The 12673-nt window shown below is 61.5% G+C and carries 10 protein-coding genes; 4 read left to right on the top strand and 6 right to left on the bottom strand.

Going from position 1 to position 12673, the window contains the following annotated elements:
- Window positions 1-28: 28 nt before the first annotated feature.
- Together C9411_RS22835 and iolD are read right to left on the bottom strand one after the other, a co-directional pair.
- On the bottom strand, window positions 29-1042 hold the full coding sequence (locus C9411_RS22835; protein WP_033649354.1) for a Gfo/Idh/MocA family protein: 1014 nt from the start codon (window positions 1040-1042) through the stop codon (window positions 29-31).
- Between the two features lie 41 nt (window positions 1043-1083).
- Complete coding sequence (gene iolD / locus C9411_RS22840) at window positions 1084-3024, bottom strand: 3D-(3,5/4)-trihydroxycyclohexane-1,2-dione acylhydrolase (decyclizing) (RefSeq protein ID WP_107227984.1); 1941 nt, start codon at window positions 3022-3024, stop codon at window positions 1084-1086.
- 545 nt (window positions 3025-3569) lie between these two features.
- Between iolD and iolC the strand changes: the two genes are divergently transcribed.
- Both iolC and C9411_RS22850 read left to right on the top strand, forming a co-directional pair.
- The gene (gene iolC / locus C9411_RS22845; RefSeq protein WP_107227985.1) at window positions 3570-5501 is read left to right on the top strand and encodes a 5-dehydro-2-deoxygluconokinase; all 1932 of its coding nucleotides are present in this window, start codon (window positions 3570-3572) and stop codon (window positions 5499-5501) included.
- Between the two features lie 203 nt (window positions 5502-5704).
- On the top strand, window positions 5705-6541 hold the full coding sequence (locus tag C9411_RS22850) for a MurR/RpiR family transcriptional regulator (protein WP_004930856.1): 837 nt from the start codon (window positions 5705-5707) through the stop codon (window positions 6539-6541).
- A gap of 41 nt (window positions 6542-6582) precedes the next feature.
- On the opposite strand, the gene C9411_RS22855 is transcribed toward C9411_RS22850, so the two are convergent.
- From C9411_RS22855 to C9411_RS22870, 4 genes are all read right to left on the bottom strand, one after another.
- The gene (locus C9411_RS22855; protein ID WP_038871444.1) at window positions 6583-6921 is read right to left on the bottom strand and encodes a type II toxin-antitoxin system RelE/ParE family toxin; all 339 of its coding nucleotides are present in this window, start codon (window positions 6919-6921) and stop codon (window positions 6583-6585) included.
- 14 nt (window positions 6922-6935) lie between these two features.
- The gene (locus tag C9411_RS22860) at window positions 6936-7205 is read right to left on the bottom strand and encodes a hypothetical protein (protein ID WP_033649358.1); all 270 of its coding nucleotides are present in this window, start codon (window positions 7203-7205) and stop codon (window positions 6936-6938) included.
- Window positions 7206-7379: 174 nt separating this feature from the next.
- Window positions 7380-8201 carry a 5-deoxy-glucuronate isomerase gene (iolB, locus tag C9411_RS22865; RefSeq protein ID WP_033636349.1) on the bottom strand — a complete coding sequence of 274 codons (822 nt, stop codon included), beginning with the start codon at window positions 8199-8201 and terminating at the stop codon, window positions 7380-7382.
- A 77-nt stretch (window positions 8202-8278) separates the two neighbouring features.
- Window positions 8279-9784, bottom strand: coding sequence for a CoA-acylating methylmalonate-semialdehyde dehydrogenase (locus C9411_RS22870; RefSeq protein WP_049202852.1), 1506 nt, complete (start codon window positions 9782-9784; stop codon window positions 8279-8281).
- Window positions 9785-10340: 556 nt separating this feature from the next.
- Between C9411_RS22870 and C9411_RS22875 the strand changes: the two genes are divergently transcribed.
- Together C9411_RS22875 and C9411_RS22880 are read left to right on the top strand one after the other, a co-directional pair.
- On the top strand, window positions 10341-11783 hold the full coding sequence (locus tag C9411_RS22875) for a sugar porter family MFS transporter (protein ID WP_107227986.1): 1443 nt from the start codon (window positions 10341-10343) through the stop codon (window positions 11781-11783).
- Window positions 11784-11815: 32 nt separating this feature from the next.
- Entirely contained in the window at window positions 11816-12652 is an 837-nt protein-coding gene (locus C9411_RS22880) for a TIM barrel protein (RefSeq protein WP_063991727.1), read from the top strand.
- Window positions 12653-12673: the final 21 nt, after the last annotated feature.

Here is a 12673-nt window from a genome sequence, read left to right on the forward strand (position 1 = left end):
GCAATCGTGGGTACGTGGTGCAAGCCGGTTATTTGTTGTAAAACGCCGGGCGCGCCGGCAGGGTCACCGGCACGATTTCGCCGCTGAGCTGGGCCGCCACGCAGGCGTCGGCGGTCACCGCGGCGGCGTAGCCGTCCCAGGCGGAAGGCCCGGTCAGCTTGCCTGCGGCCACGTCGTTGATGAAGCCCTGCAGCTCGACGTCATAGGCGTCGATAAAGCGATCTTTCCAGTCGGTCAGGATTTCGGTCGACAGGCGGGCGCCGCTGCGCATCTGCACCGAGGACGGCTCCGGCAGTTTGGCGATGCCGGTTTCCCCCACCACTTCACACTGAATGTCGTAGCCGTACTGGCAGTTGACGAAGATTTCGACGTCGATGCGCGTACCCTTGGCGGTTTCAAACAGCACAATCTGCGGATCTTTCAGGTGCGGGAACGCCTTCGGGCTCTTGCGCGGGAACACCACCTGCACCGACACATAGTCGTCGTCGAGCAGCCAGCGCAGCACGTCGATTTCGTGGATCAGGGTGTCGGTGATCGCCATATCGGTGGTGTAGGCCTCGCCGACCGTCGGGTTACGGTGCGCGCAGTGCAGCATCAGCGGCTCGCCGATCTGGCCGCTGGTCAGCACCTGTTTCAACGCGCGGTAGCCCTGGTCATAAGGGCGCATAAAGCCGACCTGCACCAGCCGCTTGCCGTGTTTCGCTTCGGCATCGACGATGTTTTTGCAGCCCTGCGCGGTCACCGCCAGCGGCTTCTCGCAGAACACCGGTTTGCCGGCGGCGATGGCCGCCAACACGAACTCTTCGTGGCTCGGCCCCCAAGAGGTGACCAGTACCGCCTGCACATCGGCGGCCTTGATCAGATCGTGGCCGTTGTCATACACCCGCGCATCCAGCTGCAGATCGCTCACCACCTTGGCGGCGTTGTCGCGATTGATGTCGTTCACCGCCACTACGCGGGCGCCCTGCAACACTTTGCTGCAGCGACGGATATGATCGCGGCCGATGGCGCCGGTGCCGATAACCCCAATGTTCAATGTCATTTTCGCTACCCTCTGGAAAGTGTGTTGTGTTCGAAAACGAATCAGTAATCGCGCGCCTTATCGATGTTTTCCTGCAGCTTGCGCGCCACTGCGACGATTTTCTCGCTGTCGGCCACCTGAGCGCCGCCCACGCGCCACCAGCTGAGATATTTGTGCACCATGGTCTTCGGCAGCACCTTGATGTCCAGCAGCGTGGACACGGTCTGCCTGCGGGCGTCGGCCAGCGCATCGAGCAGCTGCTGCTCGGTGGTGACGCGATAGGTTTTACAGCCGTAAGCCGCCGCCAGCATGGCGAAATCGACCGGCACCAGTTTGCCGTCGAGCTTGCCGCCCTCTGGATTGCGGAAGCGGAATTCGGTGGTGTAGCTGTCCATGCCGTGTTCCATCTGCAAATTATTGATGCAGCCGTTGGTCATGTTGTCGAACAGCACCACGTTGATCTTGCAGCCTTCCTGAATCGAGGTGACCAGTTCGGAATGCAGCATCATGAAGGCACCGTCGCCCACCATCGCGTACACTTCGCGCTGCGGCTCGGCCAACTTGACCCCCAGCGCGGCGTTCACCTCGTACCCCATGCAGGAGTAGCCGTATTCCACGTGATAACCGTGCTCGCCGCGGTTGTGCCACACCCGCTGCAGGTCGCCCGGCAGGCTGCCGGCGGCGGCGACGATCACGCTGTCCGGCGGCAGCTCGCGATTCAGCACCCCCAGCACTCGGCTTTGCGTCATCGCCGAGTCGGTCTGGGCGATAAATTCGGCGAACACCCGCTCGCGATCGAGGTGATCGTCGATCTCCGGCACAAAGCCCGCGCCGCTGTATTCCACCGCGTAAACCCGCGCGGTCTCTTCACGCTGGGCACCGCGTGCCGCGGCGATGGCGTCCCCCCAGCCTGCGCGATAATCAGCCTGCGCCAGCCGCGCGCCCAGTTCGCTCAGGGCCTCGCGGGCGTCCGCCAGCACCTGCACGCCGTCGAGCTTGCCGGCGTCAAAGGCGCTGACGTTGATATTGAGGAAGCTGACGTCCGGGTGTTGGAACAGCCATTTGGACGAGGTGGTGAAATCGGTGTAACGGGTGCCGACGCCAATCACCAGATCGGCCTGCCGGGCCAACGTGTTGGCCGCCAGGCAGCCGGTTTCGCCGATGCCGCCGAGGTTGAATTCATGGTCGCTCGGCACCGTGCCTTTGCCTGCCTGGGTCTCGGCGAACGGAATGCCGAAGCGCTCGGCGAATTCGCGCAGCGCCCGCCCGGCCTGCGAATATTTCACGCCGCCGCCGCACACCAGCAGCGGTTTGCGCTTGGCGGTCAGCAGCGCCAGCGCGTCCGCCAACATACCGTCGGTCGCCGGGCGGCGATCGAGCCGATGCACGCGTTTTTGGAAGAAATAGTCGGGATAGTCGTAGGCTTCTCCCTGCACGTCCTGCGGCAGACACAGCGTCACCGCGCCGGTATCCGCCGGATCGGTCAGCACGCGCATCGCGTTGATGCAGGCGCTCATCAGCTGTTCCGGCCGCACGATGCGGTCCCAGTATTTGCTCACCGCGCGGAACGCGTCGTTGGTGCTGATACTGAGATCGTAAGATTGTTCGATTTGCTGCAGCACCGGATCCGGCTGGCGGGAAGCGTAAACGTCGCCCGGCAGCAGCAATAAAGGAATGCGGTTGGCGGTTGCGGTGGCCGCGGCGGTGATCATATTGGCGGCGCCGGGGCCGACCGATGAAGTGCAGGCGTAGATCTGCCGGCGCAGCTTCTGTTTGGCGAAGCCGATCGCCGCATGGGCCATGCCCTGCTCGTTGCGGCCCTGATGCACCCGCAGCTCGCCGCTATCCTGCTCCAGCGCTTGCCCCAGCCCCAGTACGTTGCCGTGGCCGAAAATCGCGAAAATGCCCGCGACGAATTTGGTTTCCACGCCGTCGGCCAGCAGATACTGGTTATCGAGGAATCTGACGAGCGCCTGCGCCATGGTTAGCCTGATCTTGCCCATTTACTCACCCTTTAGATTGAGGGCCGCCCCGGAAAGGGCTCGCGCCGAGCCGACAATCCCGTGTTTGTATTACGCGGCGGCAGCTATTATCTTGAGCAGGCGATGCCCGCTGCTCACGAAGTCGACAACCTGAAACGTGAAGCGATTATAAACAAATATATTTTTCATAAAATCACATTACAGAAGAAACATTTCATTTTGCGATAAAGATCGCATATTGCATGAAAAGCCCGTTTCATCTCGTGATTCAGCTTTCACTGGCTTCGCGCCGCGCACCGTCCGATAGAAGCCGTTAGCACACCAGCTGACAGCCTTTATCCTGACCTAACCCTCCTTTTCTGCGCGCGCCCGGTCGCCGTCTTATAGTCACTTCATCGGCTTTTCCCGTTCCCCTGCCGATGTTTTAAACGCATCACATTTTCGGGGTGTAAATTTCATTCTATATTGAAATTGAAATTTTCATTCCCCATACTGACCACATGCTTCCTGCAGGGCGCCACGCTCGGGCCGCCGCCGGAGTTTTGCTTAAACAGAAGGAAACGGGTATGGCTACACAAGAAAAACAGCTTGATGTCATTTGTCTCGGGCGCATCGCCGTCGATTTCTATGCTCAGCAGATCGGCGCGCGGCTGGAAGACGCCGGCACATTCGCCAAGTACCTCGGCGGCTCTTCCGGCAACGTGGCCTACGGCACCGCCATTCAGGGGTTAAAATCCGGCATGCTGGCGCGGGTCGGCGACGAGCACATGGGCCGCTTTCTGCGCGAAGAGCTGCAGCGCGTCGGGGCCGATACCCGCTGTCTGATCACCGACAAACGTCGGTTAACCGGCCTGGTGATCCTCGGCATCAAGGATCAGGAAACCTTCCCGCTGATCTTCTACCGCGAAAACTGCGCGGACATGGCGCTGACGCCGGACGACATCGACGAGGCCTACATCGCCTCCGCGCGCGCGCTGGCCATCACCGGCACGCACCTGTCGCACCCGAACACCCGCGCCGCGGTGCTGAAGGCGCTGGAATACGCGCGCCGCCACGGCCTGCGCACCGCGCTGGACATCGATTACCGCCCGGTGCTGTGGGGGCTGACGTCGCTGGGCGACGGCGAAACCCGCTTTGTGGAATCGGACCAGGTCACGCGCGAGCTGCAGGAGGTCCTGCACCATTTCGATCTGATCGTCGGCACCGAAGAGGAGTTTCATATTGCCGGCGGCAGCACCGACACGCTGGCGGCGCTGAAAAACGTGCGCCGGGCCACGGCGGCCACGCTGGTGTGCAAGCGTGGCGCGCAGGGCTGCTCGGTATTCGAAGGCGAAATCGCCGACGACTGGGCGCAGGTGAAACTGCACGCCGGCGTGCGGGTTGAGGTGCTGAACGTACTGGGAGCCGGCGACGCCTTTATGTCCGGCCTGCTGCGCGGCTACCTGAACGATGAGGGCTGGGATCAGGCCTGCCGCTACGCCAACGCCTGCGGCGCATTGGTGGTCTCGCGCCACGGCTGCGCGCCGGCCATGCCGACCAAGCAGGAGTTGGATGACTATCTGCAGCGTGAACAACAGGTCACGCGCCCGGACCGCGACGCACGCCTGAACCACCTGCACCGGGTCACCACCCGCAGGCAACAGTGGCCGGAGCTCTGCGTGTTCGCTTTCGATCACCGCAAGCAGCTGGCGGACATGGCGCGCGAAGCCGGCGTCGGCGAGGAACGCATTCCGCGCCTGAAAACCCTGCTGCTCACCGCGGCGCAACAGGCTGCCGCGCAGGCGGGGCTCAACGGCAACAGCGGCATTCTGGCCGACACCACCTACGGACAGGCGGCGCTGAACGAAATCACCGGCCAGGGATGGTGGATCGGCCGGCCGGTAGAGTTGCCCAGCTCGCGCCCGCTGCGCCTGGAGCACGGCAATATTGGCTCGCAATTGATCGACTGGCCGCAGGAGCACGTGGTGAAGTGCCTGGTGTTTTATCACCCGCACGACGCGGCGGAACTGCGCCGCGAACAGGATGAGCTGATTGCCGACGTTTACCGCGGCTGCTGCAAATCCGGCCACGAGCTGCTGCTGGAGGTGATCCTGCCGGACAGTAACCCCGACAAGGACGAGCGCCATTACCTGGGGATGATTGAACACTTCTACCGGTTGGGCATTCAGCCGGACTGGTGGAAACTGCCGCCGCTGAGTGCGGAAAACTGGCAGCGGGTCGGCGCGCTGATCGACACCTACGATCCCCACTGCCGCGGCGTGCTGATCCTGGGGCTCGACTCCCCGGAGGCGGTGCTGAAGGCGGGCTTTGCCGCCGCTGCGGATGCGCGCTGGGTGAAAGGTTTCGCCGTCGGCCGCACCATCTTCGGCCAGCCTTCGCGCCGCTGGCTGCAGGGTGAAATCGACGACGCGGCCCTGATCGAGCAGGTGAAACAAAAATACCTGACGCTGATCGGTTTCTGGCGCCAGTACCGTCCGCAGGCGAGCGGCGCGCACTAACAGCGAGCGCGAGTTCACGTCCCCTTAAGGCTATTTCGCCGCTTTAAGGGGATTTTTTTGCCCCTTTTCTGTGAAGTCGCGCAATGTGCGATCGAATAAATCGCTTTTTGAGGAAATGAAATTTCCGCTCCGTCTGTTAAAATACCCTGTCAATATTTCAGGCGTCAGGCCCATGCGCCTTCACCCCACTGCGAGCCGAATGGATGAACAACCCAACTCAACTTTCGCTGTTACAGGACGAGATTCGCCACCGTTATGAAACGCTGAGCAAGCGTTTGAAGCAGGTGGCGCGCTATATTTTGGATAACAGTAACAGCATCGCTTTCGATACCGTTGCCTCCATCGCCGCACAGGCCAGTGTGCCGCCTTCCACCCTGATCCGTTTCGCCAATGCCTTCGGCTTCAGCGGCTTCAACGAAATGAAGCAGGTGTTCCGTCAGCATCTGATGGAAGAAACGGTGAACTATACCGAGCGCGCGCGCCTGTTCCGCCAAACCTCCACCGACGACAACGTCGCACCGGAGAAACCGGCGGAAATTCTCAACGTATTCACCATGGTCAACGCGCAAGCGCTGCAGCAGCTGGCGATGCAGATCGCCCCCGAGCAGCTGGATCGCGCCGTAGAACTGCTCAACAACGCCGAAAACATCTACGTGATCGGCCTGCGCCGTTCGTTCAGCGTCGCCTCCTATCTCACCTATGCGCTGCGCCATCTGGAGCGCCGCGCGTTTCTGATCGACGGCCTGGGCGGCATGTTCACCGAACAGCTGAGCATGGTGAAACCGAAGGACGTGGTGATCGCCATCAGCTATTCGCCGTACGCCCGCGAGGCGGTGGAACTGGTGGAATTGGGCGCCAAGCGCGGCGCGCAGCAGATCGCCATCACCGACAGCCAGGTCAGCCCGCTGGCCGCCTTTAGCGATGTCTGTTTCGTGGTGCGCGAAGCGCAGGTGGACGGCTTCCGCTCGCAGGTGGCTTCGATGTGCCTGGCGCAGACGCTGGCAGTCTCGCTGGCGCTGAATAACGCCCGGGACGAGTAAGGCTGGGGTGAACGCGCCCGGCAGGCTCGGGCGCGGCGGGATTATTGCAACAACAAATAGCGGTAGAGCGCGCTTTCCAGATCTTGCTTCATGCTGATGAAAAGCAGAATCTCCACCGTCTGGCCGTCGTAGTCATAAATGACGCGATATTCGCTGTCGGGATCCAATCGCTCGTGCAACCGTACCCCCATGCCCGCCAGCACGGCGTTGAAGCGATAGCGGGCAGGATCGTCCGCGATTGCCGCAAGAGACGATAGCAACAGATTATCCACGAACACTCCGGCGGCGGCGGCCCCTATCGTTCCACTCTTGTAAGACTCGATGTCTTTCAGGCTCCATTCCGCCGCCGGCGCGACGGTAAAACGTATTTCCTGGGGCATCCTGCACCTCGGGCCTATTTCCGCGCGTCACGCAGCCGCTGCAAGGTTTCTTCGGGCGACAGACCGCGCTGATTTTTAATCTCTTGTTTCGCCAGCATAGTCAGTTTCAACAACGCATTGGACTGGCGCTCCAGATTGCGTTCCCGAATTTCGGCCTCTCTCTCAGCCGCCGTTTGCACAAACAGTTCGGCAACACCATTTTTTGTGACGTAAACCCCGCCTTCAAACAGATCGGGTGAACCTAATCCTTCGCGCGCCGCTTTTTGGGACATGGTGGTCGTCATGGTTTTTCCTCCTGCGCATAGGCAATCTCGCTGTATCACAGCGGTTCTTTGGAGTCACTCGGTCGGGGAGCGATCGCGTGCGGACAGGTTATCATTTGAGCAAGAGGGAGGGCAAATTTAGGGCAAATTTATACCCTGATAAAAAGAAGGCCCGGCAAGCCGGGCCTCAAACGCTTATTGCGCGGCGGGATAGCCGTCGCCGTTAATCCAGGCGTGGTCTTTTTCCCAGGTGAATTTCCACTGCCGCACCGGCCCGGCCATCACGTTAAGATAATAGTTGTCGTAGCCTGCCAGGGTCGCCACCGGGTGATAACCACGCGGCACTTTCACCACGTCGCGATTGTAGACCGGCATGCACTCGTCGAGCGTGCGATCGTCGGTATAGACACGCTGCATGCAGAACCCCTGCTCCGGCTGAATGCGGTGATAATAGGTCTCTTCGAGATAGGTTTCGTCCGGCGAGTCTTCCCGATCGTGCTTGTGGCTTGGGTAAGAGCTGGTGTTGCCCTCGTCGGTGTAAACCTCCACCACCAGCAGGCTGTCAGCCGGCTCGCTGTCCGGCAGAATGTTGTGCACCAACCGCTGGTTGCGCCCCTTGCCACGCCGCTCCACGCCGATATCCGCCGGCGTGATCAGCCGTGAGGGCAGGTGGCCGCTGCCGGGCGCGCTGCACACCGCCAGCTCCAGATCGGTTTCTGCCCGCACGTCGATGCGATCGTGGTGCGGCACATACACCGCGTAAGGCGGTGTGCGCTCGAACGGGCTCATGCGTTTGCCGATATGCGGGTACTCGGCGCGCAGCGTGGCGACGGAGGCGATACCGGCCACCAGCACCAGGCACAGCTCCTTGTCGCCGCACTCAAGCTGCAGCGACTGCCCGGCGGCCAGGCGATAAACGTCAAAGCCGACATAGCGCCACCCGGCATTTTCCGGCGTCACGTGCTGGATGCGCCCCTCGGCGTTCGGCGTTTGACATTTGGCAAGCAGTGAAGACATCTCGATTCTCCTGTTAACTCCCCGTGCAAAGGCCGTTGCCCCAAGGGAACAACGGCCCGTTTATACTCTGCGATCGCTTAACCCAGCGTCGGCATGCTGAATTCGGACACCGTCTGCTGCCCGGCCGGCCAGCGCGCGGTGGCGGTCTTCATGCGCGTATAGAAGCGCACGCCGTCGGTGCCGTGCACGTTCAGCGCGCCGAACACCGAGCGCTTCCAGCCACCGAAGCTGTGGAACGCCATCGGCACCGGTACCGGCACGTTGACGCCGACCATCCCGGCCTGCACTTCTTGTACGAACTGGCGCGCGTAGTGGCCGCTGCCGGTAAAGATGGCGCTGCCGTTGCCGAACTCGTGGCCGTTCACCGTGTCGATGGCGGTACGGTAGTCCGGCACTCGCACGATGCCCAGCACCGGCCCGAAGATCTCTTCGCGGTAGATGCGCATATTCGGTTTCACATGGTCGAACAGCGTGCCGCCGACGTAGTAGCCTTCAGGGTAGCCCGGCACCTGATAATTGCGGCCGTCGGCCACCAGGGTCGCGCCTTCTTCCACGCCCAGATCGATGTAGCCCAGCACCTTCTTCTGGTGGGCGGACGACACCAGCGGCCCCATTTCATTCTCTTCGCCGCCCTGCTGCAAGCCCGGCCCGACGCGCAGCTGCGCGATCAGCGGCTTCAATTTGGCGATCAGTTTGTCGGCGGTATCGTCACCGACCACCACGGCGATCGGCAACGCCATGCAGCGCTCGCCGGCGGAGCCGAACGCGCCGCCCATCAGCGCGTTGACCGTGGCGTCCAGATCGGCGTCCGGCATGACGATCGCCTGGTTCTTCGCCGCGCCGAAGGCCTGCACCCGCTTGCCGTGCGCGCTGGCGGTGGTGTAGATATGTTCCGCTACGGTGGAGGAGCCGACGAAGCTCACCGCCTGAATGCGCGGATCGGTGCACAGCTGCGCCGCGTCTTCATTGGCGCAGTGCACCACGTTGAACACGCCGTCCGGCAGGCCGGCTTCTTTCAGCAGTTCCGCCAGGCGCACCGAGGCGGAAGGCACCAGCGCCGGCGGCTTGAGGATGAAGGTGTTGCCGCAGGCCAGCGCGATAGGGAACATCCACATCGGCACCATCGCCGGGAAGTTGAACGGGGTAATGCCCGCCACCACGCCCAGCGGCTGCATCAGCGAGAAGCTGTCGACGCCGCTGCCGACGTCCGGCGAATACTCGCCCTTGATCAGATGCGGGATGCCGCAGGCGAATTCGACCACTTCCATGCCGCGCGTCAGTTCGCCCAGCGCATCCGAGTACACCTTGCCGTGCTCGCTGACGATAAGCTCGGCCAGCTCGTCGCGGTGCTGTTCCAGCAGCGCCTTGAAATTGAACATGATGCGCGCGCGGCGCAGCGGCGTGGTGCGCGACCAGTCGGCAAACGCCCGATGGGCCACGTCGATGGCCTGTTTGACTTCGGCGGCGGTGCTCTGCGTGACGCGCCGCTCAACCTGCCCGCTGGCCGGGTTGTGCACGTCGACGGTTTGATTGCTGCTGCTCAGGCATACCTGCCCGCCAATAAAGTTACCCACGGTTTTCATGTCACGCCCTCTTTTCAAGTCCGCTGTCGCCTGGCCACACGCCGGCGGCGCGGCGTTAATCGTCCCGCTCGCCAAACCCCGTCGGCAAGCCGGCTAAATCCTGACCGGATGCAGCAAACTCTATTTCATTGAAAAAAAAGTTTCAAATAAATTGTTTTGAAAAATTTGTTTTTAGTGCGTGAGGTCGCAATTTTGTAGTGTCGATCGGATTAGCGCTTTCATTAGCGTGCCAGGGAAAGCGCAACGACGGCGGAGAAAACAAGGGTAATACACACTGACTTTGCTACAGAAAACCCGCGCTGCGCCAGCGCTGTCGTCGTTATCGCCCGCCCCCGAGCACCCAAGGTGCCCGAATCACTCGCGACGGTTTTTTTTGAACTGGATCTAAAAATCAATATTCCATTATTCACTAATTATGAAATAAATGTTCTTGTTTGTTCCAGCATTTATCGACGACATCGCCTTGATGACAGGCACGGTTCACACCCTTCCGCTCGCCCTCTTCCCGACACCCCAACCGTGCGGACGGAAGCCAGGATAAAAATCGGAGCAACACATGTCATATCAGCGTAAGCACAATACCGGCTACATATTGCGAATTTGCGGCATCGCCGCCCTGGGCGGCATTCTGTTCGGTTACGATACCGCCGTGATCTCCGGCGCGATCGAAGCGTTGAAAACCTATTTCAGTCTCAGCCCGGCCGAAACCGGTTGGGCAGTCTCCAACGTGGTGATCGGCTGCGTCGTCGGCGCCTTTGCCGCCGGGCCGCTGGCGGCGCGCTGGGGCCGTAAAAAGGCGCTGATGCTGGCGGCGCTGCTGTTCACCGTGTCCGCCATCGGCGCAGCCTTGGCCCCGACTTTCACCTGGTTCGTCATCTACCGCATCATCGGCGGGCTGGCGGTCGGCATTGCCGCCACCGTGTCGCCGATGTACATGTCGGAAGTGTCGCCAAAGGACATGCGCGGGCGGGCACTCAGTATGCAGCAGTTCGCCATCGTGTTCGGCCAGATCGTGATTTTCTACGTCAACTTCAAAATCGCCAGCATCGCCAGCGAAGCCTGGCTGGTGGAAATGGGCTGGCGCTGGATGTTCGCCTCGGGCGTGATCCCCTGCATTCTGTTCTGCATCCTGGTGTTCGTCATTCCTGAATCGCCGCGCTGGAACGTGATGATGGGCCGTGACGATCAGGCGCTGGCGATGTTGACCAAGGTCTCGAACGCCGCCCACGCGCAGAATCTGCTGAAAGAAATCAAAGATTCGCTGCAGCAGGATCAACAGCAGCAGCACCGGAAGCTGAACTACAGCGATGCGCGGGTGCGTTTCATCCTGTTCGTCGGCTGCATGATCGCCATGCTGCAGCAGGTGACCGGCGTCAACGTAATGATGTACTACGCACCGGTGGTGCTGAAAACCGTCACCGAAAACGCGCAGGAAGCGCTGTTCCAGACCATCTGGATCGGCGTGCTGCAGCTGGTCGGTTCGGTCATCGGCGCCATGCTGATGGATCGCATGGGCCGCATTCCCTTGATGCGTTACGGCACGCTGGGCGCCATCGCCGGCCTGCTGCTCACCTCGTACGCGCTCTATACCCAGGCCACCGGCTATTTCGCGTTGTTCGGCATGCTGTTCTTCATGGTGTTTTATGCGCTGTCCTGGGGCGTCGGCGCCTGGGTGCTGGTGTCGGAAATCTTCCCGAACCGCATGCGCGCGCAGGGGATGAGCATCGCCGTCGGCTGCATGTGGGTCGCCAACTTCGCGGTGTCGCAGTCGTTCCCGATGATCAACGACCACCCTTACCTGTTCTCGCATTTCCACGGCGCCTTCCCGATGTGGATCTTTGCCGCCTGCTGCCTGTTCAGCTACTGGTTCATCGGCCGCTATATTCCGGAAACCAAAGGCGTTTCGCTGGAAAAGATGGAGCAGGTGGTGCTGGCCAAACGCCACCGCCACCCCCTGCCCGACGGCAAGCCGCTGCCGCTGGAAAACGGCAAATCCTGATCTCTCAACCCTGACCGCTGGAGTAATGCCTCATGACCATTGCGCTGGACCGCTTCTGCATTAACCGCAAGATCGCGCCGAATCTCGATCTGGACAGTTTTTTCCGCCTGGTGAAACGCTGCGGGCTCAGCAACGTTGAGCTGCGCAACGACATGCCCAGCGGCAAGGTAACCGACGATCTGAGCGACGCGCAGCTCAATGCGCTCGCTGCGCAATACGGCATCGAGATCGTCACGATCAACGCCCTCGGCATGTTCAATCTGATGGATAATCCGGCGGCGCTGCTGCAGCGCGCCGAAGCATTGCTGGCGCAGGCGCAGGCCATCCACAGCCGAGCGCTGGTGCTGTGCCCACACTGCAGCGCCGACGACATGCGCAGCGAGCAGCAAAAACGGGACGACACCCTCGCCGCGCTGCAGCTGCTGGCGCCGCTGTTTGCGCGCTATGGCGTGCAGGGATACGTCGAGCCTCTGGGCTTCGGCATCAGCTCGCTGCGATCGTCGCTGCTGACCCAGGCGCTCATCCGCGATTCGGGCGCACCGTACCGCATCGTGCTCGATACTTTCCACCACTACCTGAGCGGCGTGACGCAGGCCGACTTCGACGCGCAAATCCAGGTGGCGCAGATCGGCCTGGTGCATCTGTCCGGCGTGGAGGATGGGCGGGATAAAGGCGCGCTGAGCGACGAAGAACGCATCATGCTGAGCGAGGGCGATCGGCTGGAGAGCCGCCGCCAGGTACAGAACCTGGAACGCCTGGGCTATACCGGCGTTTATGCCTTCGAGCCCTTCTCTTCGCAGTTGGACGGCTGGAGCGAAGCGGATATCGAACGGGAAATCCGCCAGAGCATCGCCCTGCTGCAAGAGTGAAAAAAACGGCCTCCGCGGAGG

The sequence above is a fragment of the Serratia sp. Nf2 genome (assembly GCF_003028435.1).
Lineage (GTDB): Bacteria > Pseudomonadota > Gammaproteobacteria > Enterobacterales > Enterobacteriaceae > Serratia > Serratia marcescens_L.

Coding starts and splice junctions, on each gene's coding strand:
- C9411_RS22860 (WP_033649358.1), bottom strand. CDS start 7,205: ATGACGACCACCATGTCCCAAAAAGCGGCGCGCGAAGGATTAGGTTCA.
- C9411_RS22870 (WP_049202852.1), bottom strand. CDS start 9,784: ATGAAAACCGTGGGTAACTTTATTGGCGGGCAGGTATGCCTGAGCAGC.
- C9411_RS22835 (WP_033649354.1), bottom strand. CDS start 1,042: ATGACATTGAACATTGGGGTTATCGGCACCGGCGCCATCGGCCGCGAT.
- iolC (WP_107227985.1), top strand. CDS start 3,570: ATGGCTACACAAGAAAAACAGCTTGATGTCATTTGTCTCGGGCGCATC.
- C9411_RS22850 (WP_004930856.1), top strand. CDS start 5,705: ATGAACAACCCAACTCAACTTTCGCTGTTACAGGACGAGATTCGCCAC.
- C9411_RS22855 (WP_038871444.1), bottom strand. CDS start 6,921: ATGCCCCAGGAAATACGTTTTACCGTCGCGCCGGCGGCGGAATGGAGC.
- iolD (WP_107227984.1), bottom strand. CDS start 3,024: ATGGGCAAGATCAGGCTAACCATGGCGCAGGCGCTCGTCAGATTCCTC.
- C9411_RS22875 (WP_107227986.1), top strand. CDS start 10,341: ATGTCATATCAGCGTAAGCACAATACCGGCTACATATTGCGAATTTGC.
- C9411_RS22880 (WP_063991727.1), top strand. CDS start 11,816: ATGACCATTGCGCTGGACCGCTTCTGCATTAACCGCAAGATCGCGCCG.
- iolB (WP_033636349.1), bottom strand. CDS start 8,201: ATGTCTTCACTGCTTGCCAAATGTCAAACGCCGAACGCCGAGGGGCGC.